The organism is Pleomorphomonas sp. T1.2MG-36 (assembly GCF_950100655.1).
GTDB lineage: Bacteria > Pseudomonadota > Alphaproteobacteria > Rhizobiales > Pleomorphomonadaceae > Pleomorphomonas.
Genome location: NZ_CATNLY010000054.1, coordinates 45584 through 71824, shown reverse-complemented (window position 1 = coordinate 71824; position 26241 = coordinate 45584). Strand labels below are relative to the sequence as shown.

Below are 26241 nucleotides of genomic sequence, written 5' to 3'. Positions count from 1 at the left end.
ACCGCCGTCAGTCCGCGAAGGGCAAGCCTTGCCAAGGGCGCGAGTGATGCAACTAACGAAATAGGGAGTGGAATCGCGCGCGGCGGCAGCCTCCCTTGGCCAGCGCCGCCCGCAAGCGGCACCAGGCAGACCAATGCCGGCTCAATTAGCCGGCCGGAACATGTGCGGATCAAACTCATTGATGACATCCAAATCGTCATCGGCATCGAGTTCGTTGGACGGCAGAACACCGTATTCCGAGCCTGACTTGAACAGTGTGACCGGGACCATCAGGATGTGGGCGAGCTGAAAGGCGTGTTGTTGAGCAACAGCGAGGTCATGTGACATTTTGAAGGGCTCCACCGGGAGCGGGCCAATTCCCGCTCGATGGCTCCCCGAAAGAACTGAGATCGGTCGCGGTCATCGCGAAAGCAAAGCGGCAGCGACGGCACGCTGGCGTAGCCGACCCCGAAGCGGGTTGATCGGAGAAGATCCGGATCAGTTCAGGACGCCATCGCACGAAGAGCGGGATTGGGCAGGTCTCGCAGGACGCCCCTGGAACAGCACGGCATTAGTTTGAGCTGGAAACAAGCAGGAGCTCGCCGGCATCACCTCACTGGTGGAGGTAACTTGAAATACGGCGGTGACGCGCCGCTCGTCCGACCTGCTGCCGTTGGTGCCTTATCCGCAACAGAAGCTCACGCGGTTTGGATGAAATAGTGTCTCAGTTGAGACACCTCTTACAGAATCGAGCCTTGTTTGGCCCGACACCTAGGAAGGTGTCTCAGCTGAGACACCCTGGAAGCGGGACCACTTACGTACGATACCTGTCATACTGCCATCTGCGCTTTCGCCCTCTGCCGTAGCAGTGACACCACGATAGGACCAGGCGAGAACTGCCCACTGCGCGCCCTCGATGAAAGGCTTCGCAAATACCCACCAGGCGAGGCGATGGATTCCGCCCGCTGCAGAATGGTCGCCACCGTTACGGCCGCTCCGCTTTCACCCATGCTTCCAACGGCTTCCTCCCAGGCGTCAGGCGAGATGCCGAGGGCAGGGCGGACGGCTTCGGCAGCTCGCACCAAGTCCTCCCACGACCGGACCTTACCCGTGGTCCAATCACGTAAACTCGGACATGCCGCAAGCACGGCGGGAAGATCGATCCTCGGCGGTTCGTTGGGATGCGAGCCTTGCCTTGCGGCTGCCGAAGGCCTCTTCATGTCGGGTGTAACCTCTGGCCCAGTCGCCCGCACCTTTTCCTGGGGCAGTTCAGATTCATGAAAGTGTGGATTTGAATCCTGTATGTGACGCTCAGTCTGAGTCACATTGCCGCTCGGATTCTTGGAATTAATAAGAACTGTCAGCGCCTTATCGGCTTCCGCCTTCAACATGCCGAGATCGAAGGCCAAATCTTCAAGTTCCGTGAGCGATGCCGTCCGTGAGGGAGCGGGGGGGATGGGCCGCACGGTCACTGCGGCGCCCTCATTGACAAGGCACTCGACCGTCCCGGCAATATCTCTCCGCAGCAAAGTGACCTTTTCTCGCGCCTCCTTGAGAAGCCTGCGGTCACGGGCCATCTCGGCAGCGATGCGCTCAAGTTCGGCCGCTCTGACGACAAGCGGCGTGAGCTCAAAGCCGAAGGCGAGGGCAATCGAGCCGTCGTCGCCCTTGCGGGCATACCGCTTGCCGTTCGGACTGTCGCGCCGGATGACGAGCCCTCTCTCAACGAGCTGGGCGATATGCCTCCGGAGCGTCGGCGCGGCCATCCCATGCGCACGGGCAGAAAGCGTGGCATTCGATGGGAAGACGACCTCCCCGACCTTGATCTCATCGCCTTGAACAAATGACAGCATGGCATGAAGCACCGCCACAGCACGGTCAGAGACACCAAGCCGCGTGCGGGCATCAGAGATCGACCGCAGGACGGCCCATTTTGAGGCTTTGGTTTCTTGCGGACAAGCCGCAGCCGTTGCCTGCACGACCGCTTGCGCGACCGTCAGGCGCCCCCCAAAGGGGGCGCTAGAGATATGATTCATCGTTCCCTGTCCTCTCGTGCGAGAACAAAGTTAGAGAGATCACCCGTTTGGGCGTTCCGAGGTCTTGACGACTATGTCCGGGAGCGATTATCTCTGTCGTTGCTACACATCAGAGATGGGGCTTCCGGCGGAAACGTTGGTGGCCCCTTTTCCTTTGTCCGAGTCACTCCTCTTGAGTGTTGCCGACCGATGTGCCGGAAACACTAGCTGATTCTGGGTTCCGCGTTGGGTCCCCGGTTTGAGCTGAGAACTCGGCATGTAGCGCGGGTACGCGCTCGGCAAGCCAAGTTCCGAAATCCACGTCCTCAAGTTTTAGCGTCGCCGTCTTAGCGCCGCGAACGAACGACCCCACCGTACGGCCGCCCGGTAGGGACAGCGTGGCTGCGGACAACCGCGGCACATGCGCCGGCCGGGATACCTCGGTATCTGGCGTGGCGGCCATCAGGAGGGCCTCGAAGCGCTCGTCCGAAGGGAGCGAGGAAAAAGCCGGAGCGGAGAGGACAGAGCGAACAGAGGGCGAAACACCATTCGCCAGCCGGTCAGCCAGTTCCAGCCATCTCGGTCGGCCGACCTTGGGCGCACGCCCGATAGCGTGAATGATGTCAGCCGGGATCTTCCGCGCCGCCGAGATCATTTGGTTCGCGTTCTGACGCTGAATGGAAAGAGCCGCTGCAATTGCCCGCTGCGGGAAACCACGCTCACCCAGCTTCAACGCAAAGACAGCTTGCTCGATCCAGGAAAGGTCCTGCCGAGCCGAGTTTTCGATGCCCTGGGCGAGTACCAGTTGTTCGTCTGTCAGGGGCTTAACAACGGCACGAACCGTTAGCCCGAGATCAGCCGCAGCTCGAAGCCGCCGATGGCCGTAGGCAGCCTCGTAGCGGTCCGGATCAGTCGGGTGGGGTCGAACCAGGATCGGTACCTGTTGCCCGTTCTCCGCAATCGACGCCTTTAGTGTGTCGAACGCCTCGGCACTGTCATCTTCCATGCGGTCAGCATGGGGAGAAGGCTGCACGAGGCTCACATCGAGCTCGATGACCTGCGCACCGGACGCGACCAGCCTGCGAAGCTCTTCGGCTTCGCGTTCAGCCCTCGTCAGCGTACTCTCCAGCGTTTTGATGCTGCCGGAGGGCATGTGCTTTAGCGCCCGCGTTGATGCGTCGGCCTTATCGGCCGGCGAGGGGGCACCAGAGACATCTTCATCGTCGTCAATCAGCCCGAGAATCCCCCGGCTGCGATCACGCTGCTTGCTCATGTGCGCCCCCACGACTTGGTGAGCAGGCTCTCGATTTCCTCGCAAACTCCGTTCATCGACTCTAGGGCGCGGTCGTAGGTGCCACGGCCGACATCGCCGCGATCGATTTCATAGATCGTCCGACGAAAGAGACCAGCGCTCGAAATGGCTGCCGACTGGACGGCCGGGCGCGTCAGTACTTGCTGCTTGAAGAGCGAACGGAGCAAGGAGACAATATCGACCTCCGTTGCGTCATTCGGGTTGTGCCTGGTGATCAGGAAGTTGATCCAATCGCGTTGGAACGCACCACCGCGCTTCTCTACAACGTTGAGCAGGTCCGAAGCCATTAGAAGGAAGGCCGACAAACTCATTACGTCCAGCATGTGGGGGAATACCGGGATCAGAACCCCCGTGGCGGCCGTCAAAGCGGAGAGCGTCAGAAAGCCGAGCTGAGGAGGGCAATCGAGCACGACGACGTCGTAGTCGTCCTCGACCTCGGCTAGCACTTCGGCGATCCGGCGGAAAAACGGAGACGTTCCGCGCTGCTGCATGGCAACGGGAACTTCATGCTCCCACTCCTGGAGCTCAATGGCACCCGGAATGAGATCAATGCCTTCGAAATAGGTCTCGCGGATTACGTCTCGGATATCGCGGCGATCGTCATCGTAACGGATCGCGCCGTAGAGGCTCTCGTTGTCACCAAGATCTGTCTCGGGCTGAATGCCGAAAATGGCCGTCATGGATCCTTGCGGGTCGAGGTCGATAGCCAGCACCCGGTAGCCGCGCAGCGCCAAGTAATGCGCCGCCGTCGCACTCGTCGTCGTTTTGCCGGAACCGCCCTTAAACGAGGCGCAGGCGATCACCTGCAACTTCTCTCCCGGCCGGCGACGTGGGAACACCTGAAGCGCGTTCTTAGGACGCGTTCCAGCGAAATGCTGCCGAAGAACGTTTATATCCGCAAGCGAGTACAGCCTCTTGCCGCCAGCACCAAGCTCTGGCTGGGGACCAATGCCATCTATGCTAAGCTGCCTGAGATGAGAGTCGCTGATCCCCAGAAGCTTCGAAGCCTCACCGGAACTGAATTTGCGAAGCTGCTTCCGCGCATCGGGCGCATAAATCTTCTGCCGCATCTTGGAGATGCGTGACGAAAGCACCTCGGCAAGGCGGTCGAAACCCATTTGCTGGGGCACTTCATTCGAAGTGGGGAGCGGGGCGGCTTTCGACGCCATTCCGTGGCCTCCAACGGTATTTACGCCCTCAAGCGCTTCATTGCCGTCAGAATGAACACGATTCCCCGATTCCGTAAAGGAATATTGGGTTAACGAAATCCTAATGACCCCTTGGATGGCATCAGCCTCTCAGAACCGAGTGTGCATAATGGCTTTCCCTGCTGGCTCATGGCCCGCAGCCGCCCCGTATCTCCGACTCGGGACCTAGTCTAGTCCACAGCCAAGCCCCCAAGCACTCATACTTTCATTAGTCGTCACGCCACCCCAGACATGGCTTCTTGCGCTCCTCAATTGCTAGATTCGGAGCCAGAAACATGCGAGCGATCGCGATTTCTCCTGAGCATTATCGGTCCCAGGCGGCCATTCTCGACCGGATGCATCAGTTGCGAGCACGGGTCTTTCATGACCGCCTGAACTGGGACGTGAAGGTTCGCGACGGGCGCGAGCACGACGAGTTCGACCTCTGCCAGCCGACCTACATTCTTGTCGTCGATGCGCGGGAAACGGTGGTTGGTACCGTTCGTCTCCTGCCAGCGACGGGACCGACGCTCCTGTCCGTGCTCTTCCCGGAGTTGAGAGGGCAGGGACTGTTCCGGCCGCATGCCGGCATGATCGAGAGTTCGCGCTTTTGCGTCGACACCTCGGTCACCACTGCATACGAGCCTGGCGAGCAGGGCCAAGCATTGCACAGCGCGACCTGGACCCTGTTTGCCGCCATCATCGAATGGTCGATGGCCAATGGCTACGGCGAGCTGATCACGGCGACGGACCTTCGGATCGAGCGGATCCTGCGGCGGGCCGGTTGGCCGATGGCGCGGATTGGCGAACCCAAACCCATCGGCAATACAAAGGCCGTGGTGGGCTTGCTGCCGGCCGACAGGACTAGCTTTGCGGTCGTTAGGCCAGCGGACTATTCGCCGATCGTCCGGCCGACGCGGCGAGCAGCATAAGCGGGACATCGTCCATGACCCAGCTCCGCTCACACCCCCGTCTGGTGCGCAAGCTCCAGGACGCGCTCGGCGACCAGCTCTGTGTCGCTCTCGACGATCCGACCGTCGTCGAAATTATGCTCAACCCCGATGGTAAGCTCTTCATCGAACGGCTCGGCCACGGCATTGCTCCAGCCGGCGAGATGACGGCGGCCACCGCCGAAATCGTCATCGGCAGTGTTGCCCACGCTCTGAACTCGGAGGCAGATGACGAGCAGCCGATCATCTCGGGCGAGTTGCCAATCGGCGGTCATCGATTTGAAGGACTATTGCCGCCCGTCGTGGGTGGGCCAACCTTCACCATCCGTCGCAGGGCATCAAGGCTGATACCGCTCGCCGATTATGTGAGCGGCAGAGTAATGACCGCCGCTCAGGCCGACATTATCCGCAATGCGGTGGCATCGAAACTCAACATCGTCATCTCCGGGGGGACGGGATCGGGCAAGACGACGCTGGCCAATGCCGTGATCGCCGAGATCGCCGACAACGCTCCAGATGATCGCCTGCTTGTCCTTGAGGATACCGCCGAGATCCAGTGCGACGGAGAGAATGTCGTGGCGCTGCACACCTCCGACACCGTGGACATGGCGCGCCTCCTCAAAAGCACCATGCGATTGAGACCCGACCGGATCATCGTCGGTGAAGTCCGCGACGGCGCGGCACTAACCCTCCTCAAGGCCTGGAACACCGGACACCCGGGCGGTGTCGCCACTATCCATGCCAACTCAGCGGAATCAGCACTACGCCGGCTCGAACAGCTGACGGCCGAAGCAAGCCAGCAGCCAATGCAGGACGTCATTGGCGAAGCCGTCGACCTGATCGTCTCCATCGAGCGAACGCCGAAGGGCCGCATCGTCAGGGACGTCCTTCACGTCGAGAGTTTCTCCAGCGGCCGCTACCAGATCGAATCCTACGCACAAAAGGACCGCGCCCATGTCGCGTAAAGCCCTCCTTGCCCGCATTGTCCTTGCTTTCGTCGTCGGGGCAGCACTCAGCCACCCGGCCTTCGCCTCGTCTGGCGGCAGTCTACCTTGGGAGGGACCGCTCCAGCAGATCCAGCAATCGATCACCGGACCAGTCGCCGGCTTCATTGCGCTCGCCGCTGTCGCGGTCGCTGGCGGCATGCTTATCTTCGGCGGCGAACTCAACGATTTCGCGCGACGGCTCATGTATGTCGTGCTTGTCGCCGGCATCCTGCTCGGTGCCACCCAGATCGTCGCGCTGTTCGGTGCCACGGGAGCCTCGATCGGCATCGCAGGGGACGAGAGCACGCCGGCATCCGACAGGGCAGGGGCTGAGCGCTGATGGCTGACCTTGGCTCATCCCTCCAACGCACCCGCATCCATCGAGCCCTGTCGCGGCCAAATCTCCTGATGGGGGCCGACCGCGAACTGGTGCTCGTCACGGGTCTTGCCTCGATCATCCTGATCTTCGTCGTGCTGACCTGGATCTCGGCTCTCTTCGGTCTCGCCGTCTGGACGGTGATCGTCGGCCTTCTGCGCATGATGGCCAAGGCAGATCCGCTGATGCGGCGCGTCTATCTGCGCCACATCACCTACCGCTCGCACTATCGCCCGACATCGTCGCCCTGGCGGCGCGCTTGAGGGATCCGTCATGGCCGCGCTTTCCGCCTTCCGCCACCGCGATCCGTCCTTCTCGGATCTCGTGCCCTATGCCGGGCTCGTCGCAAATGGCGTTATTCTCCTGAAGGACGGCTCGCTGATGGCAGGCTGGTATTTCGCAGGGCCGGATTCGGAGAGTTCCACTGACGTCGAGCGCAATGAGGTCTCGCGCCAGATCAATGCGATCCTTGCACGCCTCGGCTCCGGCTGGATGATCCAGGTCGAGGCGCTGCGCATTTCGACAACCGACTACCCGACGGAAGACGCCGGCCATTTCCCCGACGCCGTTACCCGCGCGATCGACGCGGAACGGCGGGCGCATTTCAAGCAGGAGCGGGGGCATTTCGAAAGCCGGCACGCCCTAATCCTGACCTGGCGGCCGCCGGAACGTCGCAGGTCCGGCCTTGCCCGCTATGTCTATTCCGACGAGGCCAGTCGGACGGCCACATTCGCCGAAACCGCTCTGCAGTCCTTCGAAACCTCGATCCGCGAGGTCGAGCAATATCTCGCAAATGCCATTTCCATCGAGCGCATGCGCACGCGGAAGCTCGTCGAGCGGGGAGGGAAGGCGGGCCGGTCCCGCATTGCCCGGTTCGACGATCTCTTTCAGTTCATCCGCTATTGCGTCACCGCTGAGAACCACCCGGTGCGCCTGCCAGAGATCCCCATGTATCTCGACTGGCTGGTGACGGCGGAATACCAGCATGGCCTGACGCCCATGGTCGAGGGTCGCTTTGTCGGCGTTGTCGCCATCGACGGTCTGCCGGCTGAAAGCTGGCCGGGCATCCTCAACAGCCTCGACCGGATGCCGCTCACCTACCGCTGGTCGAGCCGCTTCATGTTCCTCGATGAGCTGGAGGCGCGCGACCGGCTCGAGCGCACACGCAAGAAATGGCAGCAGAAGGTCCGGCCCTTCTTCGACCAGCTATTTCAAACCCAATCGCGCTCCGTCGACCAGGACGCTATGGCCATGGTCACGGAAACGGAGGACGCGATTGCGGAAGCTGCCTCCCAACTGGTGGCTTATGGCTATTACACCCCGGTCATCGTACTGCATGACAGTGACGCCGAGCGCTTGCGAGAAAACTGCGAAAGCATTCGCCGCGTCGTCCAGGCTGAGGGGTTCGGGGCGCGCGTCGAGACGCTGAACGCCACCGAGGCCTTTCTCGGCAGCCTCCCCGGCAACTGGTACGCCAATATCCGCGAACCGCTGATCAACACCCGCAATCTCTCTGATCTCCTGCCGCTCAACTCCGTCTGGTCGGGGAGCCCTGTGGCGCCATGCCCGTTCTATCCGCCTAACTCGCCGCCACTCTGCCAAGTCGCCTCCGGCTCGACCCCATTTCGGCTGAACCTTCACGTCGATGACGTCGGCCACACGCTGATCTTCGGGCCGACAGGCTCGGGCAAATCAACCCTGCTGGCGCTGATCGCGGCACAGTTCCGTCGCTATGACGGCGCGCAGATCTTCGCCTTCGACAAGGGCCGATCGCTCATGCCGCTGACGCTCGCCGCGGGCGGCGATCACTATGAAATCGGAGGAGACAGCGACGACGAACTGAGAGCTTCACTCTCGTTTTGCCCACTCGGCGAGCTCTCAACCGATGGCGACAAAGCCTGGGCGACGGACTGGCTGGAGATGCTGGTTGCTTTGCAGGGCGTCACCATCACACCAGATCATCGCAACGCCATCGCCCGCCAGGTCGACCTGATGGCCAACGCACCGGGCCGCTCGCTCTCCGATTTCGTGTCGGGGGTGCAGATGCGCGAGATCAAGGACGCACTCCACGCCTACACTGTCGATGGCCCCATGGGCCATCTCATGGATGCGGAACAGGACGGGTTGACGCTTCAGTCCTTCCAAACCTTCGAGATCGAAGAGCTGATGAACATGGGGACACGCAACCTCGTCGCCGTGCTCACCTATCTCTTCCGCCGGATTGAGAAGCGCCTGACCGGCGCGCCGAGCCTGATCCTGCTCGACGAGGCCTGGCTGATGCTCGGCCACCCCCTCTTTCGCGACAAGATCCGCGAGTGGCTGAAGGTGCTGCGCAAGGCCAACTGTGCCGTCGTACTCGCCACCCAGTCGATCTCCGACGCGGACCGCTCTGGCATCATCGATGTCCTGAAGGAATCCTGCCCGACCAAGATTTGTCTGCCAAATGGCTCGGCGCGCGAACCCGGCACCCGCGAGTTCTACGAGAAGCTCGGCTTCAACGAGCGGCAGATCGACATCATCGCCTCAGCCATTCCGAAGCGCGACTATTACGTCACCTCAACCGACGGCCGGCGCCTTTTTGACATGGCACTCGGCCCCGTAGCGCTCGCCTTCGTCGGCGCCTCCAGTCGCGACCATCTCAAACGCATCCTCGAACTCAAGGCCGCCCATGGCACCAATTGGCCGGTGCATTGGCTGGAAGCGCGCGGAATTGCCCATGCGCAGCAAGTGCTTGGTCCGAGCCGAGTGGAACCACAAACGGAGAGGGCAGAATGAACAAGCCTCATGCGATCGGCCGCATCCTCGCGGCTGCGCTCACCTTGTCGCTTTCGTGCACCGAGGGGCACACTGGCGGCGGGCTCACCAGCGGAGCGACCGAATGGACGCAGATTCTCAACAATGGCGAACTCGTCCACCTCGTCGGCCAGTCCTCGCAGCAGATCAACAATCAGATCACCCAGATCTCGCAGCTCGCCGAGCAGATCCAGAACCAGCTTCGCATTTATCAGAACATGCTGCAGAACACCGCGCAGTTGCCGACCCACGTCTGGGGCGAGGTCCAGGGCGACCTCAACCAGTTACGCTCGATCGTCAATCAGGGGCAGGGCATCGCCTTTTCCATGGGCAATGTCGATGATGTCCTGAAACAGCGCTTCCAGAGCTACGCCGACTTCAAGACCAACCTGCCGAGCGAGTCGAGTTTCTCTTCCTCCTACCAGACCTGGTCGGCGACCAATCGCGACACGATCTCGGGAACGCTAAAGGCCGCAAACCTCACCGCCGGTCAGTTCGGCAGTGAGGAGGCGACCATGTCGCAGTTGCGCTCGATGTCTGAAGGCGCCGACGGCCAGATGAAGGCGCTTCAGGTCGGCCATGACATCGCCGCCCAAGAGGTCGCGCAGATGCAGAAGCTGCGGGGTCTTGTCTCCCAGCAGATGACCATGATGGCGACCTGGTACCAATCCGAGCAGTCCGAAAAGGACCTGTCTCAGGCTCGCCGCGAGGAGTTCTTCAAGTCGACCGCGCCATCGATATCCGGTGGACAGGAGATGCGCCCGAGATGGTGAACCGCACTCTTTTCTTTACCACGATGATCGCGAGCTTGCTCTCGGCCTCGATCGCCGGAGCGATCAGCTGGCAAGTCGCTGGTTCGAGAACCTGCATCGAAGGCAACGCTCCGGCGCAACCAACAGCATCGACCGACAGGCGGCAAAGCGACTTCTTCAAATCGACGGCCCCACCCCTTACCGGTGGCCAGGAAATGAGGCCACGATGGTAGCAGTCATGAGGCCCGCGGCCCTGAACCCAGCTTTGGCTGTGGCGGCCTGTGCCGCCGTTGCCGTTTTCATCACTTCTTCCCCCGCCCTTGCCGCCGACGGCAGCGTGCTCACCACCCTGGAAAACCAGGTGGTGGGAGCGGCCAAGGGCTGGGAGACCACCATCATGGATGCGGCGCGGTCGCTGTTCTGGATCCTCGCCGGGATCGAGATCGGGATTGCCGCCGTCTGGCTTGCCTTGCAGGCCGCCTCGCTCGACGCCTGGTTTGCCGAACTTGCCCGCCGCATCATGTTCGTCGGCTTCTTCGCCTTCGTGCTGGACCGGGGGCCAGCGCTTGCCAAAGCGATCGTCGACAGCTTGTTCCAGATCGGTGCCGGCGGCGGATCGGCTTCGCCCGCCAATGTTTTCAACGCCGGGCTCACCGTCGCCTCGAAGATGTCGGAGAAAATCTCCTTCGGCGTGTTCCAGGACAATGCCCTGGCGCTGTCAGCCTCGCTTGCCATGATCGTCAGCGTGATCGCTTTTTCGCTCGTTGCCGCGATCTTCCTTTCGGTCCTCGTCGAAATGTATGTCGGGCTCCTTGCCGGTATGATCCTTCTTGGCCTCGGTGGCTCGTCCTACACCAAGGATTTTGCAGTCCGTTATCTCGTCTATGCATTTTCCGTCGGCATGAAGCTGATGGCGCTCGTGATGATCGCCAAGATCGGTTCGGACGTGCTGATCGGTCTCGCGAATGACGCCGCCATCGGCGACCAGTATCAAACCGCCCTTGCGATCGCCGGCATTGCCGTCGTGGTCTTCGTCATCGCCATGTATGTGCCGACCATCCTTCAGGGCGTCGTCCAGGGCGCGTCAGTCACTGGCGGCATGGAATCGATCCGCCATGGCGGTCAAGCGGCGAGTTTCGCGGCCGGCGGCGCGGCTCTCGCCTGGGGCGGGGCTAGGGCAGGGGCGTCCGCCTACACATCGGCGCGCGCAGGCGGTTCCTCCTTCGGCAGCGCCGCTCTCTCCGGACTGAGGGGCGCGGCGTCCGCCGGCAGTGCCGTTGCGTCGGCCGCGAAGGACAAAGCCATCGGTTCGCCGGGCGCCTATTCCGGATCTCTCCTTGGGCTGGCTAATGCCAAGCTGGATCAGGGGCAATCGGCCGGGCAGGGGCGTCCGGCTTCGCCACCGCCGCCACCAAAGCATCAAGATTGACTTCATGAAGGAGCCCCGTCGTGGCCGAGCATCATCCCGACAATCCCTATCTCGCCGCACGGCAGGAATGGACCGAACGCTATGGCTCCTATGTTCGCGCCGCCTCTGCCTGGCGCCTCGTTGGCATCGTGAGCCTGTCGCTGGCAACCCTCAGCACCGGCTATGCTCTCTACCAGAGCACCGAGGTCAAGCTCGTTCCCTACATCGTCGAGGTCGACAAGCTCGGCTCCGCCGTCAATGCCGGGTTTCCCGCGCAAATCGAATATGCCGATCCACGCGTCGTGCGGGCAAGCCTGGCTGCCTTCGTGACGAACTTCCGGTCGGTCACACCTGATGCGGTCGTCCAGAAGCAATATATCGACCGCACCTACGCCCTCTTGCGCACCTCGGATCCGGCGACCGAAAAGGTCAACAACTGGTTCCGCTCATCCTCCCCCTTCGACAAGGCAAAGACCGCGACGGTCGCCATCGAAGTCAACAATGTGGTCCCACTCTCCGGTCAATCTTTCCAGATCGACTGGACCGAATATGAGCGCGATCGCAAGGGCAAGGAGGTCGCCACGCGCCGCTTTCGTGGCATCGCCAATGTCGTGCTGATCCCGCCCCAGGATGAAAGCGTCATCCGCCTCAACCCAATCGGTCTGTACCTCAAGGACTTTGACTGGACCGCCCAGATCTGAAAGGCCGCGCTCCCATGAAGGCGAATTCCCCAACCTCCAGCGCGGTGCGGCTGCGCTCCTTGCTGGCTCTCACGCTCGTCTGCTCGTTCCTCCTTCAATCGCGCGCCGACGCGCAATCGATGACCTTCAAGGAGGCAAAGGGGGTGGAGATCTCCGGACAATGGCGCGGCCAGACCGGACTGGTCACCAAAGGCCCGGACGGCAAGGTCATCTTTCTTTATGGCGAGGTTCAGCCCTCGGTGATCTGTTCGCCGCTCCAGGTCTGTGACATCGAGCTCCAGGGTGGAGAAATCGTGCGCGACGTGCTGGTCGGCGACACCGTGCGCTGGAAGGTTGAGCCAGCAACCTCTGGTGCGCCAGGCGGACAGGCCATCCACCTGATCGTCAAGCCCACCGAGCCGGGACTCCTCACCTCCATGGTGGTGACGACTTCGCGCCGCACCTATCATATCCAGCTCAAATCCCATCCGACCCAATACATGGCCCGCGTCGGCTTCGACTACCCGGAAGACGTCTCGACACGGATGGCCGACATCAACGCCCGCATCGAGGCGAGCACTATTCCAGGCGCCGGCATTCCCGCCGATCAGCTGAACTTCGGCTACTCGATTTCAGGCAGCGCCCGCTTCCGGCCAACACGCGTCTACACCGACGGCACCAAGACCTACATCCAGTTCCCGGAGTCCGTCGCCGCCCGTGAGGCCCCAGTCCTCTTCGTCGTCTCGGGAGGTCAGAACCGCATCGTCAACTATCGAATGAAGAGCAACATGATGATCGTCGATTTCGCGGTCGACAAGGCGATCCTGATCTCCGGCGTTGGCTGGAATCAGGAAAAGATCACCATCAAGAGGGGAGGGTGATCCGATGACGAAGTCTCTATTCGTCCGCCCCATGCTCGCCAGGACGGCCATGGTCGTTATGGTCGCCACGCTAGTCTCGGGCTGCGCCGGGATGGGGTTCGACGGGTTTGGAACCAGCGGCCTTGTCGCCAGCACGGCTCCGACCGAGATGACGACATTGGTGGCGTCCGCCATCGCCGGGGATCTCGTGCCGCGCCTTGCCGAACAGCTCGGGCAGGGCAAAGCCACCATCGTCCTGAAGCCTGACAACTCCGTCTTCGGCGCCGCTCTTGAGGCCGCACTACGCACCTGGGGATTTGCCGTCACCACGGACGGGGAAGTGAAGGATCAGAACGCGATCCGCCTCGCCTATGTGCTGGCACCTGTTGACGGCCAGATCCTTGCTCGTCTCACGACGGGCTCGCTGGAAATCGGCCGGATCTACACCACCTCGGGCACGGGGGCGATCCCGGCCAGTCCCGTCTCCGTCATGCAGCGTGGGTAGGGGGATCGATGGTTCAATCGCTGAAACTTGGCGGCTCTGGACAAGGGCATGGCGGCAATCAGAAGCCCGGCGCCGGCATCCGCCGGCTCAACCGTCTGCCCGTCATCATCGCGATCGCGCTCGCCGTCGCCTTCTTCGCTGTGATCCTTTTCGGTCTGACGTCGCGCGGCCTCGTCTTCCGTGATCGTGGCGACCAAAACGCGAGCGGAGGCCTGCCCGCGTCAACCTTTGCCGACCAGATGAAACGCGGTGTCACCGACGGGATCATCGGCGAGCCTCAGCCGCCGGCGGTCTTTGCCGCTGCTCCCGCCAATGATCCGCATGAAGCAAAGCCGAACCCGTTCAGTTCCGGGACAAAGCAAGCGGAAGACCCAACCCGTCAGAACGAGTTGGAATCCGAAGCGGCCTGGCGGGCACGGCTTATGCGTGAACAGCAGGAACAGGTTTTCCGCGAGCAGCAGCGTCAGCGCATGGCCCGTCTCCAGGCCGCCAATGTGGCGCTCGACTCCCCGCTTGCCGTCAGCACTGACAAGCTGAAGGCCGCGGTCACGGATGCAGTGCAGACCAACACAGGCAGTCAGGCCGCTCTTTCCGGGAGAACAGCGGCTTCGCCTGCCGCCGACCTCTTCAGTGCCGCCCTTCAGGCCGGCCTGAATGGCCAAAATGCCGATCCGAATGGACAGGGCAAGAAGGAGGATTTCTTCAATTCCGATCTCACCAAGCTTGGCTATCTGCCGAACCGGGTGGTGGCCCAGCAGTCACCCTATGAGCTGAAGCGAGGATCAGTCATCCCGGCAACGCTCATCACCGGCATCAATTCCGATCTGCCGGGAAGGATCACCGCCCAGGTCAGCCAGAACGTGTACGACAGTGCGACCGGCTATCGTCTCCTCATCCCGCAAGGAACGCGGCTGATGGGCCGCTATGACAGCAAGGTCGCTTTCGGCCAATCCCGCGTCCTCGTTGTCTGGACCGACATCATCTTCCCGAACGGCTCAACCCTGCAGATCGGCGGCATGGCCGGAACCGACGCCGAAGGCTATGGCGGCTTCAACGATCAGGTCGACAACCATTATTTCAAAACCTTCGGATCGGCGGTGCTGCTGGCCTTGATCGGCACCGGAGTGGATATGGCCGTCCCGGAAAACTCGACGCTAGCAAATCAGACCACCGCATCGGACGCAGCCCGGCGCAACTTTACCGAGACCTTCGGCCGCGTTACCGAGCGAACGATTTCGAAAAATCTCGACCTACAGCCTACGCTCGCGATAAGACCAGGCTTTCAATTCAACGTTCTTGTCGATCAAGATATCGTATTCCCAGGAGAAAGTACTAACTAGAATTATGCATGTCTCATATTCATATGAGCCACATTGGGAAATATGCATTAGGTTGACATGGAACTGCGTCATTAATGCTTAACTTGCGCAGATACTGCGCTATCTGTTCGGAAACAGTTCGCCAATATGGAGCGTACTCAGCTGCCTCGCATCACCCATAATTTTGACATGTTTAAATTCTCTCTATCTTGAGTAGCATCTTTGCTATAATCACCCTGAGACGAAGGCTAGCACTCAAGCAGTTTGGCGAGCTGGGCAATGCGGCGTTCCGATGCGTCATCTCAAAAGAGAGTTTGACGTCCACAGAGGCCGCAAGACGGAGACGACGTTCATTGCGGTTATGGTTTCAGAGACTAATCGACAGCCTCGCGGTCATACAGACGGAAGAAACGCTCCGGAAGACGGTTGCACATCTCATCCAAGACCTTGGCTTTGGTAGCTTCGCCTTCCTGCACGTCGAGCCTTCACGCACAGTCGCCGTCTCAAATTATCCGAGCGAGTGGCAACAACGCTATCTTGAAGGGAACTATCCCACCATTGATCCCATTGTGAAGACGGCACGTGCCCGCCTCCAACCGTTCACGTGGGGATTGGGCAACCCTCGGTCGGCTAAAACTCGCGCAGTTCGAGGATTTTATGAGGAGGCTTACGATTTCGGGATAAGGTCCGGGATCAGTATCCCCGTAAGAACAGCATTTCAGCACATCTCGATGCTCACGCTTGCCTCCGACAAACCCTCGCTTGACCTCGACAACGACATTGATCAGATCGCCGCTGTCACGGCAGTCGGCTATCTTCATGCCAAGATTGAGCAACAGGACAGTGGCGTTGTTGGGGGTAGCCGTGAACTTACCCCGAAGCAGGCACTTTGTCTTAAGTGGTCGGCCGAGGGCAAGACGATGCGCGACATTGCAGTGCTCGAGAACATGTCGTTCGCGACGGTGAATTTTCACCTGAACAACGCGCGCAAGGCGCTCGACGCCTGCAGTCTGGCACAAGCAACAGCCATTGCCACCAAGCTTGGACTCATTTGAGGTCTACATCGTCTATTCTGCCAATTTCGGGCACATAGCCAAGCACGTCGAGCAGAGTGGAAAGGCATGCTTGTTGGGCATGACACTCGATCATCGCCCTAATGTAGGCCAGACGAGCGGAATCGAAAGCGTCACGGCCACGCGCTTCGTCCCGGAGTTCTGCCAAGCGGAGCTCAGCGACATCACGAAGGAAGCGATGACGCAGCATCGCTTCCATTACGATCGACTCTAATACGCTTTTCGGAAGCACCTTTGTTAAGCCGACAATTGGCTTGATTTCAGTTCTATTTTCCGAGTTCGCACGTCCAGCGCTTTCTTCCATTGAATTGCTTCTGAGATAGGTCCACGGTTCGCCCCCGCCGACGTTATCCTTTGACCCCAAGCCGGGGGTTAGAAAACCGAACACAGTCGGCCCCTGAGACCTTTAGCACCGAGGCACCTGGACATATGTCTCAGGCCCCCGGCCAAATGGCCAGAGGATCCGATGTCGTAACGGCCGACATCAGCCGCTGTGTTCGAAGTTTCTACGCTTCGGGACGGCGCGTACCGTCCTAGACCTGTTATAGCTCCAGGGTTGGGCGCCGACAATCTTGGTTTCCCCTCAGGACATCAACGGCTCGGTATAAAGTGACAGTGCGGAACATCGGTGTCGTCGTCATGAATCGCCCGGCATTTGTGCTGGTGCGTCGGTCGAGACGCCGTCCGACAGCCGTCATCTGCTTATTGGCAAGACCAATGGGGCCTTTGCGATATATGGCAGATCGGCGAGAACTATAGTGTTAATAACATCTGCCATACCGGCGGACACATTTCTAGATAATCGAATGTTTCGATGCTATCGATCTGCAGCTTTACGATGTGTTGAACATATATTCTTCATTATTCTATAATTTTACGTACGAATATTTATAGGCATTCGACCCATGAGCGATTAAGTGTGATTACTTAAAAAGCAATTTTGTTGCTCGATTTTTACGCGAGAATGACAAAAGTTACCGTTCGTCAACAATCGAAGGGGTACCCAATCCGTACACTTTTCAATGAGATGGAATGACATGCCCTTTGTCAACGTCCGCAGCAAACTGCTACACCGGATCATCCTTACCGCGTCGCTTATCGTAGTGGTAAGCTTTGCTGTCTTCTCCGCCACGATCTACGTGCTGGAGCGCCAGGATCTCCAGGACAATGTCGCCCGTACCCTGGCAACAACCGGAAACAGCGTTGCCTCCGGCACCGGCAACTGGTTTCAGGGGCGCCTGCTGATGGCCAAGCAGGCCGCCGACGCCATCGGTACCTCCAGAGATTCCCTAGATCTCATCCTGACCGGCAAGACGCTGAGCTCAGAGTTCCTGTCGGTTTATCTGGGCGAGGAGAATGGTGACTTCATCATCTCGCCGAAGGCCGAGATGCCTGAGGGCTATGACCCCCGCAAGCGTCCCTGGTACATCGACACTGCCAAGGTCAATGCGACCCAGCTCACTGAGCCCTACATGGACATGGCGACCAACAAGATGGTCATTTCGGCCTGCGTACCCGTGACGGCGGATGGCAAGCTGATCGGCGTGTTTGGCGGCGATTTCGCCCTCGATGCCTTGATTGCCCGCATCAAAGCCTCCAATTTTGGCGGCATCGGCCAGGCTTTCCTGGTCTCCTCGGAAGGCAGGATCCTGGTGCACCCGGACGCCAGCCTGGTCGGCAAGCCCATGTCCGACGCGTTTGCCGGACTGTCGGCTCCCACCAGCGCCGGCATGATCGATACCTCCTTCGCCAACCGCGCGCAGGTCGCAAGCTTCGTCGCGGTCGACGGCTTGCCGGTCAAATGGTACGTCGGCGTCGCGGTCGACAGGGACATGGCCTATGCTAGCCTCAACCGGCTGGGGATCACTGCTCTCGTCGCGACCCTGATCGCCACCGCGCTGATGCTGCTGGCCCTCAGCCTGGTTCTGAAGCGCGTCGTCGCCCAGCCTATCACTACCATGACTGGCGCAATGCGCTCGCTAGCCGACGGCAACCTCAGGACCGACATCCCCGGTCTCGACCGCCGCGACGAGATCGGTCAGATGGCAGCGGCCGTCGCCGTGTTTCGCAGCAATGCCGAGGAACGCGATCGCCTTGAGGCGAGCCAACGAGCCTCGGTGGAGGAACGTGAACGCCGCGCCGCCCGCGCCGAAGCGCTCATCCAGGGCTTCCGTGCCGAAGCCACCAGCACGATCAACGTGGTGGTCGGCGCCGCCCAGCGCCTCGAGGCCTCCGCCCAGGAGCTGATGGCCACCGCCGAGGGCAGCGAACGCAGCAGCAGCGTTGCTGCCTCCGCCGCCGAACAGGCCTCCGGCAACGTTCGCTCGGTCGCCGCCACCTGCGAGGAACTCGAAGCCTCCACCACCGAGATCGCCCGTCAGGTCGGCACCTCCCAGACTGTGGCTGGCAAGGCGCGCGCCTCGGCCAACGAGACCCGCGAGACGGTCGGCCGGCTACTGGCCGCCACCGACCAGATCACTCAGGTGGTCAGCCTGATCACTGCCATTGCCGAACAGACCAACCTGCTCGCCCTCAACGCCACCATCGAGGCGGCGCGGGCCGGCGAAGCGGGCAAGGGGTTTGCCGTCGTCGCCGCCGAGGTGAAGTCGCTGGCCAACCAGACCGCCAAGGCCACTGACGACATCTCGCGCAAGATCGGCGAGATTAAGCTCGTGTCAGACAACACCGTCAACGCCATCGCCGAGATCGGTGACATCATCGAGGAAGTGAACTCGGTGTCGACCAGCATCACCTCCGCCGTCACCCAGCAGGCCGGCGCCACCGGCGAGATCACCCGCAACATGCAGGAAGCGGCGCGCGGCAACAGTGAACTGTCGCGGACGATCATCGAACTTAGCAACGGCGCCGCCACCACCCGCTCGGAAGCCCGGACGGTGCTCGACGCGGTTACCTCGCTGAAGGCCTCGTCGGTCGACCTCGGCCGCAAGGTCGAAAGCTTCCTCGCCGAGATCGACGCCGCCTGACAACGTCGAGTCATCGAGAATCGCAAAGCCCGGCCGCGCACAACGGCCGGGCTTTTGCTTAGGACGTTCGCATTTTGGTAACGAATCTGTCCGGCAAGAAAAGGGCTGTTTCCTTTCTATTTCGCCATTGCAGGTAGCCTTATCGGGCTGCAGCGTTCCTGAGTAGGTCCCGAATTTCTGTAAGAAGCGCGACGTCGGCAGGTACTTGCGGCGGGGCGTCGACGGGGGGCGTGGCGGCATCCTTGAGACGGTTCACCAACTTAACTAACAGGAACAGCACGAAGGCAACGATCACGAAGTTGATGGTGAGCGTCACGAAATTGCCGTAGGCTATCGTTGCTCCTGCCTTTCGAGCAGCCGCGAGGTCGCTGGGCACGGGTGGCCCAGAGAGCTGAACATATTGATTGGTAAAATCTATGCCGCCGGTGATGAGGCCGATCACCGGCATAAGAATGTCGGCAACGATAGAGTTGACGAGCCCGCCGAAGGCGCCGCCTATTATTACGCCAATAGCAAGATCGATCAGATTGCCGCGCAAGGCGAACTTTTCAAATTCTTTGAGCATTAATTTGGTCTCCATGTCTCAAGGTCGGACGCCCCTCGTTAACGTCCGACGTGCGGCGCGGTTTCCAGGCTTGGGTCAGCTTTGGGGACTGAAAAACCTGCGCTGCTGGGTTTTGCTATAAGCGCGTTTCGTCAGGGCTCTGAAATCCGCCTTGAGACCAAGAGCAAGAGCCGAAGCGGCATCGGGCAAATCGCAAATCCCGAGTTGATGCGGCTTCGCCCCTTATTGGCTCGCCCTTACAGAATTCCCGCAGTCAGGAACAAACTTGGCAGATTAGCGTTGCATAACTCGTTGCATAGGAGGTGCTTGATGCTCACCCGTCGTTCCGCTCTTTTCGGAGCCGCGGCCGCGGCTGCCATCGTTTCAGCCGTTCCGGCTATGGCCCAGGATGAATCCGACAACCCCATGGGCGGCACCGTCGCCGACCCGAAGGCACTTGCCAAGCTGCCGCGCGTCAAGGCGGAGTTGGTTCCGCCCCCCAACGTCATGAAGCATGATCAGGTCGCTAAGGGCGGGCCGAAAATCGTCGAATTCCAAATGACGGTTCACGAGAAGGAGATCGTCATCGACGACGAGGGCACATCCTTCCAGGCGCTGACCTTCGAAGGATCGATGCCTGGCCCGACCTTCGTGGTGCACGAGGGCGACTATGTGGAACTCAATCTCATAAACCCCGAATCCAATACCCTGCCCCACAACATCGATTTCCACGGTGCGACGGGTGCGCTGGGCGGAGCGCAATTGACACTAATCAATCCGGGAGAGCAGGCAACGATTCGCTTTAAGGCGACTCGCGCCGGGGTGTTTCTCTATCACTGCGCGCCTCCAGGCATGATCTCCTGGCATGTCATGTCCGGTATGAGCGGCACACTCATGGTGTTGCCGCGCGACGGCCTCAAGGACGCTAACGGCAAGCGCATTAGCTACGATCAGGTCTATACGATCGGCGAGTTCGATCTTTATGTTCCGCGCGACGAGACGGGAGCATACAGGAGCTATGAGAGCGCCGGAGATGCCTTCGCCGACACGGTGGAGGTCATGAAAAAGCTCATCCCCACCCATGTAGTCTTTAATGGCAAGGTTGGCGCGCTCACAGGCGATAACGCCATGAAGGCAAAGGTAGGCGACACGGTCCTGTTCATCCACTCGTCCGGCATCATGGATTGCCGACCGCATCTTATCGGCGGTCATGCCGATTGGGCTTGGGAACATGGGAAGTTCAACAATCCCCCGCAGAGAGATTTCGAGACGTGGTTCATTCGCGGGGGAAGTTCCGGCGCGATGGTCTACACCTTCCTGCAGCCCGGAATCTACAACTACGTCGACCACAATCTAATCAAGGCGGAGCAGCTTGGCGCTCTGGCACATGTGAAAGTCGACGGCGAGTGGAACCACGATCTCATGACTCAAATCCTTGCGCCCGGCGCAATCACCAAATAGCCTGACAGGCGCTAGTCCATGTTTTTAGAGACCCGAACCTATCAGGCGGGAAAAGCCACAATTAACCTTTAGCCCCGTCCGAACCGGACGGGGCTAAATTACAATGAACGCTTACAGCTTCGGACTCGTCGCAGGTACCAGCGAACTAGGCATTCCGCCATGAATTATTGATTTTGCGTTACTTGGTTTCGTTTCGAATGCTATTGCTTTTGCGCTAAAGGCAAACTGGCAACAAAGTCCTTCCGGAGTCGCCATCCATTCAGCCCGCCCTCTCGGATCGTGGGCAAGACTATTTCTGATCAATATCGAACCGAAGCCCTTCTTGCTGCCGTCGATCGGCGGGCCGCCGACCTCGCACCAATCCAAGGTTACGACGGCAGAATCCGCTGCCCCGTCGGTGACGACTCGCCATCCGATGATGACCCTGCCTTCGGCGTTGGAAAGTGCGCCGTACTTCAGCGCGTTCGTGATCAGCTCGTGTAGCGCAAGCGCTACTCCAAGCCCGGTGCGAGGGCTGAGCTCAGCATCGACCTTGGCTTCGATCGTCACGCGCCCGCTCGGATTGCTTATGACGGTCAGCGTGTCCTGCACGATATCCGTCAGGCGACATTCCTCAGGTCCGGCAAGAATTCTGGTTTGCGCCTTGTTGAGTGCGGCGATGCGCTCTCCGAGGCTCTCCCGCGCAGATTCTAGCGAGGGTGCCCTGCGTAGGGTGTTGTCGACGATGATCTGCATGATGGTGAGTATATTCTTGACCCGGTGGGCACTCTCGCGTGCCAACATGTCGAGGCGCTCCTCGATCTGTTTTCGCCGCGTCAGATCGTGCACGGCGCCCAGCACCCGCTCCGGGCGGTTATGGACATCGCGTATGATCGTGCCGCGGGCGCCTATCCAACTCACACGGCCGTCGAGCAGCAATCGGAATTCGTGCGAAGTCTCGATCTCGTCGCTTGGGCCGGACGTCATCGCGTTCGTTCGCGCGGCATCCTCGGGGTGAATACGCGTCATGAGGTCTGGGACCGGAATATCGTCCTGGGCATCGGCAAGGCCGAAGAGCTCGCGAAACACGCGCGTGCCCCTGACTGTGTTGCTCATCAGGTCCCAGTCGTAGGTGCCGAAGCCCCCGCCCTCCTGCGCGAGCCGCAGCAATTCCGTCTGGCGTTGCAGGTCGCGCTGTGCCTCCCACTGCGCCGACGTGTCATGTCCCTGAACGAAAATGCCGGTGACGGCGCCCGACCCATGCCGGATAGGTTGATAGATAAAGTCGATATGCCGGAGCTCCGGCTCGCCCCCACCGGCAGGCCGGAGAAAAACGGGAACCGCGCGTCCCACGAACGGCTGGCCGCTTTTCCACACGTCGTTCAGAATATCGACAAAGCCTTGGTTCACCACCTCCGGCAGCGCCTCGGCCACGCTGCGCCCGATCAGGTCCCTTCGGCCGACTAGGATTTGATAGGCATCGTTAGCCAACTCAAAGACGTGATCCGGTCCCTTCAGTACGGCGATGAAGCCAGGGGCCTGTGCAAATAGATCGCGCAGCAGCGCGATTTCGGTCGAGAGCTTGGCGCTGGTGGTTTGTACGGCGTGGGCGCGGGATAGCACGCCGGACTCCGCCATGTTGGAAAGCGCGTCTCGTTGCCGCAAGGTTTCCAGCTCGGTCACGTCGACGGTGTGCTGAAGAATATAGGCAAGCTCGCCGTTTTTATTCCTGATGGGGGTGTGCGTGGCGCTCCAGTAACGGACGAGAGGAGGTTCATCCGGTCTTGCCGTGTTGTAGGGAATAAGCGCGATATGATCGGGTTGGTTCGTCTCCAAAACCCTAGTTAGTGAAGTCGCCAGTATTCGATAGGCATCCGACGCCGGATCGGCGGGAAACGCCTCGAATAGGAGACGGCCGACTATTTCCTCACGAGCATTGCGCCCGACGGCCCTGAGATAAGCGTCATTGCATCCGGCGATCACCAAGTCGCGCGTGAATACGACGTACGCATTAGGTGAGGCGTTGAACAGTTCGCGCAAATCGAGATCTTCTGTCGCGAGATTCGTGAACATGGTAGCTCCGTTGCCGACGGCATGAACTAATTAAAAAGAATATCTTCCCTCTCGAAGCATAACGATAAGGGGTCTCCTTAGTGCAGAAGCATCCGTCAGGTGTCAAGATCTGGTGAGAGAGCGTCATATGCACGACTCACATCAGAAACACTAAGTGCATTCTGGAGGTGATATGTCAGGTTTTGAAGCTCAACGGATCGGTTCCGGCCGCTCCAAGGGGTCATTTCCTTGCCGGTCGTCTCAAAATCAGATGACGCTGAGGAAAAAGAAGGAACCTGCATTTGTCCGTTTCGTTTTTTGCGAAGTACTGATGACGTCAAGGAGAGGAAATGTCGACACTAGCATTGGACCGTGAGGTTGTCGGAGTGAGCCCCTACGTCTTATCTCTGAGTCGGCAGGGCACAAAGCGAGACGCCAAACCCATCATCAATTTTTCCCTTGGAAAGCTGTCGGTCGAGATAATCGCAAGCAGTGACTCCCTTTGGGCATTCGTTCGCAGGAAAGGGCGCGGAGGAATTGCGTTACGCGTCGCCTATCTTGCAGGCGAGTTCGAGTGTACCGAGCTGAAAGGAAAAAAAGGTGAAGCGGCCCGCCTTAAGCTTCGGAGTGCGCTCGGAGTGCACGCAATTTCATTCGTGTCAGGAAGTTCCGGAAGTGAAGGGTTCGAGCGGCTTCGGGTCACCGTGCGCTTGACGCCGGTAGCGCGGATGGTCATTCCATTCATGCCGCGCGATCTATATCCCCTCGACGCGAAGGATGATCCTCTAGGCGCAAGGGGCGTCGTGGAGGCCGGGCAGCGCGGACTCAACAGCGGGCTCCTTTATTTGCATATCAAGGAGCCGTCCTTCGGCAGCGTTCTTTACTTCCAGAACCTGACCGCAATGAACGACTACTACCAGGCGACGAAGACCAAGCCCGACGGCGCGGTCGGCGGAGAGTGGCCGGAGCTCGGCTACCTGATCCCTACACCCCCGCAAAGCGGCACTCCGCCGACGGACGCACTGGAAGGCGGCGTGGAAATCACGCTCTCTGATGCCCTCCTGGTCTTTGACGAGGATGTACCCTCCAACGAGCGTATTTCGGCACTCCGCTTCCTTCAGATGCTCGGTCTGGTTTATAGAATTATCGATAAGCCCACGGTCGACTTCCACGATTGGGTGGAGCGGGCCGAGAGAACGCTGCGTGATCTCGATCGAGCTCCCGAGGCAACCAGCGAGCATTACGGCCACCGCTACATCCATCCATATACGAACGCCGAATATCCCGACATCATGGTGCAGATGTCGATCGTGGAGGCGGTCCATGATTGGGGAAAGTGGTGCGGCGAACCTCATCCGCTCAAGGCCGAGTTCATGGCCGGGCTGGAAAAATTCTACGACCCGAAGCTGAAGTCGCTGCGCCGCTACCTCCCCAACGTCGGGGACGACAAGGACGCGGACGCGGTCGACAGCTGGTATCTCTATCACCCGATGATGAACCTCGGCGTCCTCGCCCTCGACGGTGACGAGGCTGCGCGCGACCTTCTCATGAAGTCCATCGACTTCGGCATCAAGGCCGCCCATCACTTCAAGTACAAGTGGCCTGTCCAGTACAAGATCACCGATTTCAGCATTATCACCGAGACCGCCGAAGCGGACGGCCGCGGCCAGACGGACGTCGGAGGCATCTACGCCTGGGTCATGCTGCAAGCTTACGAACTGACCGACGACGAGAAATTTCTGAACGAGGCGCGAGCCGCCATCGACGCAGCCGTCGGGTTGGGCTTCAACATCAACTATCAGGCCAATCTTACGGCGTGGGGCGCAGTAGCCTGCATGCGGCTATGGAGGTTGACCAACGAGCGGACCTACCTCGAACAAAGCTACGTCTATCTCGCGAGCTTCCTGCACAACACGGAGATCTGGGAAAGCCGGATAGAGCTTGCGGTACACTACCGCAATTTTTTGGGCGTCACCTGCCTGCAGGATGCCCCCTACATGGCGGTATACGAGGTGTTCGACTCGTTCGCCGCGTTCGAGCGCTATCTCGACGACGCGGGCACCGACGTTGACCCAACCGTCCGCATGCTCATCGTTGAATTCTGCAAATACGCACTTGATAGCGCCTGGTACTACTATCCCGACGCACTGCCGCCGGAGGTTCTATCGCCGACGCAACGTGAGACGAATGGACACATCGACCGCAAGCTGTCGTTCCCGCTGGAGGACCTCTACGCCGACGGCCAGCCTGCGGGACAGGTCGGCCAGGAGGTTTACGGTGCGGGTGCCGCATTCATCTTTGCAACGCGCGCGTTCCACCACGTAGACGGCGCGCCGTTCCGTCTGTACTGCGACCATATCGGGCCGCAGATACAGAGTTCCGGTGATGGTAGTCTTTCCATAGTGCTGGAGGGTGACGAAGCCTGCGTTACGAGGATTGCTCTGCTACGCCTGAAGCGTAGGAAGCTTGGCACCTTCGACCTGAAGACGGCTTCCGGAGCAAGCATCGAAGCCGACGAAACCACGCCGGATCGAGTGAGTTTCGTGGTGCCTGCGAACGGTCGTTATCTGCTAAGCTGGCACTGAACAAAGAGCCGAGGCGAGGCCCGCACAGCGCCTTGCCTCGCTCGCGCGCAGTAGAGATTGCCGCCAAGCTATACTTTTAGACAGCGTGGCCGCTTCTCAAGCACGGCTTACCGATGGGACTCGTCGAGGAAATGACCATGGCGGTGATGCTGAGCGACGGGCTTTCGACCGAAGCGCTCTCTGAATATTCAGAGCGAACAAAGCCGATCCATTTCGACTCGATCGTAACGCGACGGCAAATCACGCTACTGGTATTTCAGCACACAATCGCCCCTTAAGCCGCAGCAACGTCTGAACAAAATCTTACGGATCCTTCATCTACGACTTGCCCGAACAGGCGCACCAGATCCGGGTCGAGCTTGACGGTTCTATTAATCGGGTTTGCCAACACGCCGGGACCGTCGATTGCACGCGCGACCTGAGGGGGGCAATATCGCAGGG

Annotated in this window: 23 protein-coding genes; 16 read left to right on the top strand and 7 right to left on the bottom strand. The window is 60.1% G+C overall.

Translation table 11 applies throughout. From position 1 onward, the window contains the following. Positions 1-141 precede the first annotated feature (141 nt). The 4 genes from QQZ18_RS23565 to repA all read right to left on the bottom strand — a co-directional run bounded on the left by QQZ18_RS23565 (position 142) and on the right by repA (position 4475). Positions 142-327, bottom strand: a complete 186-nt coding sequence (locus QQZ18_RS23565; RefSeq protein ID WP_284543598.1) for a hypothetical protein — start codon at positions 325-327, stop codon at positions 142-144. 482 nt (positions 328-809) lie between these two features. Next, positions 810-2015 (bottom strand): plasmid replication protein RepC, encoded by a 1206-nt coding sequence (repC, locus tag QQZ18_RS23560; RefSeq protein ID WP_284543596.1) that lies wholly within the window; start codon positions 2013-2015, stop codon positions 810-812. A gap of 163 nt (positions 2016-2178) precedes the next feature. Next, complete coding sequence (gene repB / locus QQZ18_RS23555) at positions 2179-3267, bottom strand: plasmid partitioning protein RepB (RefSeq protein WP_284543595.1); 1089 nt, start codon at positions 3265-3267, stop codon at positions 2179-2181. Beyond that, positions 3264-4475 (bottom strand): plasmid partitioning protein RepA, encoded by a 1212-nt coding sequence (gene repA / locus QQZ18_RS23550; protein ID WP_100082143.1) that lies wholly within the window; start codon positions 4473-4475, stop codon positions 3264-3266. Before repA ends, repB begins: the two co-directional genes overlap by 4 nt. A 314-nt stretch (positions 4476-4789) precedes the next feature. On the opposite strand from repA, the gene traI reads away from it, so the two are divergent. The 13 genes from traI (at position 4790) to QQZ18_RS23490 (ending at position 16177) form a co-directional block, all read left to right on the top strand. Further along, positions 4790-5425, top strand: a complete 636-nt coding sequence (gene traI, locus QQZ18_RS23545) for an acyl-homoserine-lactone synthase (protein WP_284543593.1) — start codon at positions 4790-4792, stop codon at positions 5423-5425. 14 nt (positions 5426-5439) lie between these two features. Next, positions 5440-6408, top strand: a complete 969-nt coding sequence (trbB, locus tag QQZ18_RS23540) for a P-type conjugative transfer ATPase TrbB (RefSeq protein WP_284543591.1) — start codon at positions 5440-5442, stop codon at positions 6406-6408. Next, positions 6398-6769 (top strand): TrbC/VirB2 family protein, encoded by a 372-nt coding sequence (locus QQZ18_RS23535; protein WP_284543589.1) that lies wholly within the window; start codon positions 6398-6400, stop codon positions 6767-6769. The genes trbB and QQZ18_RS23535 overlap by 11 nt, the downstream gene beginning before the upstream one ends. Continuing rightward, on the top strand, positions 6769-7068 hold the full coding sequence (locus tag QQZ18_RS23530) for a conjugal transfer protein TrbD (RefSeq protein WP_284543588.1): 300 nt from the start codon (positions 6769-6771) through the stop codon (positions 7066-7068). Before QQZ18_RS23535 ends, QQZ18_RS23530 begins: the two co-directional genes overlap by 1 nt. Positions 7069-7078: 10 nt before the next feature. After that, positions 7079-9580 (top strand): conjugal transfer protein TrbE, encoded by a 2502-nt coding sequence (locus QQZ18_RS23525; RefSeq protein WP_284543587.1) that lies wholly within the window; start codon positions 7079-7081, stop codon positions 9578-9580. Next, on the top strand, positions 9577-10371 hold the full coding sequence (gene trbJ, locus QQZ18_RS23520) for a P-type conjugative transfer protein TrbJ (RefSeq protein ID WP_284543585.1): 795 nt from the start codon (positions 9577-9579) through the stop codon (positions 10369-10371). Before QQZ18_RS23525 ends, trbJ begins: the two co-directional genes overlap by 4 nt. Next, the gene (locus tag QQZ18_RS23850; RefSeq protein WP_446728702.1) at positions 10365-10583 is read left to right on the top strand and encodes a DUF2749 domain-containing protein; all 219 of its coding nucleotides are present in this window, start codon (positions 10365-10367) and stop codon (positions 10581-10583) included. The genes trbJ and QQZ18_RS23850 overlap by 7 nt, the downstream gene beginning before the upstream one ends. A 5-nt stretch (positions 10584-10588) precedes the next feature. Beyond that, positions 10589-11779, top strand: coding sequence for a P-type conjugative transfer protein TrbL (gene trbL / locus QQZ18_RS23515; RefSeq protein ID WP_284543583.1), 1191 nt, complete (start codon positions 10589-10591; stop codon positions 11777-11779). A gap of 20 nt (positions 11780-11799) precedes the next feature. Beyond that, positions 11800-12459: a conjugal transfer protein TrbF gene (gene trbF / locus QQZ18_RS23510; protein WP_284543581.1), complete on the top strand. Its 660-nt coding sequence runs from the start codon at positions 11800-11802 to the stop codon at positions 12457-12459. 14 nt (positions 12460-12473) lie between these two features. Continuing rightward, entirely contained in the window at positions 12474-13319 is an 846-nt protein-coding gene (gene trbG / locus QQZ18_RS23505; RefSeq protein WP_284543579.1) for a P-type conjugative transfer protein TrbG, read from the top strand. A gap of 4 nt (positions 13320-13323) precedes the next feature. Further along, complete coding sequence (trbH, locus tag QQZ18_RS23500; RefSeq protein ID WP_284543577.1) at positions 13324-13803, top strand: conjugal transfer protein TrbH; 480 nt, start codon at positions 13324-13326, stop codon at positions 13801-13803. Positions 13804-13811: 8 nt separating this feature from the next. Further along, on the top strand, positions 13812-15143 hold the full coding sequence (trbI, locus tag QQZ18_RS23495) for an IncP-type conjugal transfer protein TrbI (protein WP_284543575.1): 1332 nt from the start codon (positions 13812-13814) through the stop codon (positions 15141-15143). 188 nt (positions 15144-15331) lie between these two features. Next, on the top strand, positions 15332-16177 hold the full coding sequence (locus QQZ18_RS23490) for an autoinducer binding domain-containing protein (protein WP_342398944.1): 846 nt from the start codon (positions 15332-15334) through the stop codon (positions 16175-16177). On the opposite strand, the gene QQZ18_RS23485 is transcribed toward QQZ18_RS23490, so the two are convergent. Further along, positions 16170-16499 (bottom strand): transcriptional repressor TraM, encoded by a 330-nt coding sequence (locus QQZ18_RS23485; protein WP_284543571.1) that lies wholly within the window; start codon positions 16497-16499, stop codon positions 16170-16172. The genes QQZ18_RS23490 and QQZ18_RS23485 overlap by 8 nt on opposite strands. 733 nt (positions 16500-17232) lie before the next feature. Between QQZ18_RS23485 and QQZ18_RS23480 the strand changes: the two genes are divergently transcribed. Then, positions 17233-19179, top strand: a complete 1947-nt coding sequence (locus QQZ18_RS23480; RefSeq protein ID WP_284543569.1) for a methyl-accepting chemotaxis protein — start codon at positions 17233-17235, stop codon at positions 19177-19179. 139 nt (positions 19180-19318) lie between these two features. On the opposite strand, the gene mscL is transcribed toward QQZ18_RS23480, so the two are convergent. Continuing rightward, positions 19319-19744: a large conductance mechanosensitive channel protein MscL gene (mscL, locus tag QQZ18_RS23475; RefSeq protein ID WP_284543644.1), complete on the bottom strand. Its 426-nt coding sequence runs from the start codon at positions 19742-19744 to the stop codon at positions 19319-19321. A gap of 309 nt (positions 19745-20053) precedes the next feature. Here mscL and nirK point away from each other — a divergent pair, with 309 nt between their 5' ends. Then, a complete protein-coding gene (nirK, locus tag QQZ18_RS23470; RefSeq protein ID WP_284543567.1) occupies positions 20054-21184 on the top strand; it encodes a copper-containing nitrite reductase in 1131 nt (376 codons plus the stop codon). 111 nt (positions 21185-21295) lie between these two features. Here nirK and QQZ18_RS23465 read toward each other — a convergent pair whose 3' ends face one another. After that, a complete protein-coding gene (locus tag QQZ18_RS23465) occupies positions 21296-23236 on the bottom strand; it encodes a PAS domain-containing protein (protein WP_284543565.1) in 1941 nt (646 codons plus the stop codon). Between the two features lie 329 nt (positions 23237-23565). Between QQZ18_RS23465 and QQZ18_RS23460 the strand changes: the two genes are divergently transcribed. Further along, entirely contained in the window at positions 23566-25800 is a 2235-nt protein-coding gene (locus tag QQZ18_RS23460) for a hypothetical protein (RefSeq protein WP_284543564.1), read from the top strand. Positions 25801-26241: the final 441 nt, after the last annotated feature.

Bases quoted from the DNA above. Each gene is read 5' to 3' on its own strand.
- QQZ18_RS23565 (WP_284543598.1), bottom strand. From the start codon at position 327: ATGTCACATGACCTCGCTGTTGCTCAACAACACGCCTTTCAGCTCGCC.
- repC (WP_284543596.1), bottom strand. From the start codon at position 2,015: ATGAATCATATCTCTAGCGCCCCCTTTGGGGGGCGCCTGACGGTCGCG.
- repB (WP_284543595.1), bottom strand. From the start codon at position 3,267: ATGAGCAAGCAGCGTGATCGCAGCCGGGGGATTCTCGGGCTGATTGAC.
- repA (WP_100082143.1), bottom strand. From the start codon at position 4,475: ATGGCGTCGAAAGCCGCCCCGCTCCCCACTTCGAATGAAGTGCCCCAG.
- traI (WP_284543593.1), top strand. From the start codon at position 4,790: ATGCGAGCGATCGCGATTTCTCCTGAGCATTATCGGTCCCAGGCGGCC.
- trbB (WP_284543591.1), top strand. From the start codon at position 5,440: ATGACCCAGCTCCGCTCACACCCCCGTCTGGTGCGCAAGCTCCAGGAC.
- QQZ18_RS23535 (WP_284543589.1), top strand. From the start codon at position 6,398: ATGTCGCGTAAAGCCCTCCTTGCCCGCATTGTCCTTGCTTTCGTCGTC.
- QQZ18_RS23530 (WP_284543588.1), top strand. From the start codon at position 6,769: ATGGCTGACCTTGGCTCATCCCTCCAACGCACCCGCATCCATCGAGCC.
- QQZ18_RS23525 (WP_284543587.1), top strand. From the start codon at position 7,079: ATGGCCGCGCTTTCCGCCTTCCGCCACCGCGATCCGTCCTTCTCGGAT.
- trbJ (WP_284543585.1), top strand. From the start codon at position 9,577: ATGAACAAGCCTCATGCGATCGGCCGCATCCTCGCGGCTGCGCTCACC.
- QQZ18_RS23850 (WP_446728702.1), top strand. From the start codon at position 10,365: ATGGTGAACCGCACTCTTTTCTTTACCACGATGATCGCGAGCTTGCTC.
- trbL (WP_284543583.1), top strand. From the start codon at position 10,589: ATGAGGCCCGCGGCCCTGAACCCAGCTTTGGCTGTGGCGGCCTGTGCC.
- trbG (WP_284543579.1), top strand. From the start codon at position 12,474: ATGAAGGCGAATTCCCCAACCTCCAGCGCGGTGCGGCTGCGCTCCTTG.
- trbH (WP_284543577.1), top strand. From the start codon at position 13,324: ATGACGAAGTCTCTATTCGTCCGCCCCATGCTCGCCAGGACGGCCATG.
- trbI (WP_284543575.1), top strand. From the start codon at position 13,812: ATGGTTCAATCGCTGAAACTTGGCGGCTCTGGACAAGGGCATGGCGGC.
- QQZ18_RS23485 (WP_284543571.1), bottom strand. From the start codon at position 16,499: ATGGAAGAAAGCGCTGGACGTGCGAACTCGGAAAATAGAACTGAAATC.
- QQZ18_RS23480 (WP_284543569.1), top strand. From the start codon at position 17,233: ATGCCCTTTGTCAACGTCCGCAGCAAACTGCTACACCGGATCATCCTT.
- mscL (WP_284543644.1), bottom strand. From the start codon at position 19,744: ATGCTCAAAGAATTTGAAAAGTTCGCCTTGCGCGGCAATCTGATCGAT.
- nirK (WP_284543567.1), top strand. From the start codon at position 20,054: ATGCTCACCCGTCGTTCCGCTCTTTTCGGAGCCGCGGCCGCGGCTGCC.
- QQZ18_RS23465 (WP_284543565.1), bottom strand. From the start codon at position 23,236: ATGTTCACGAATCTCGCGACAGAAGATCTCGATTTGCGCGAACTGTTC.
- QQZ18_RS23460 (WP_284543564.1), top strand. From the start codon at position 23,566: ATGTCGACACTAGCATTGGACCGTGAGGTTGTCGGAGTGAGCCCCTAC.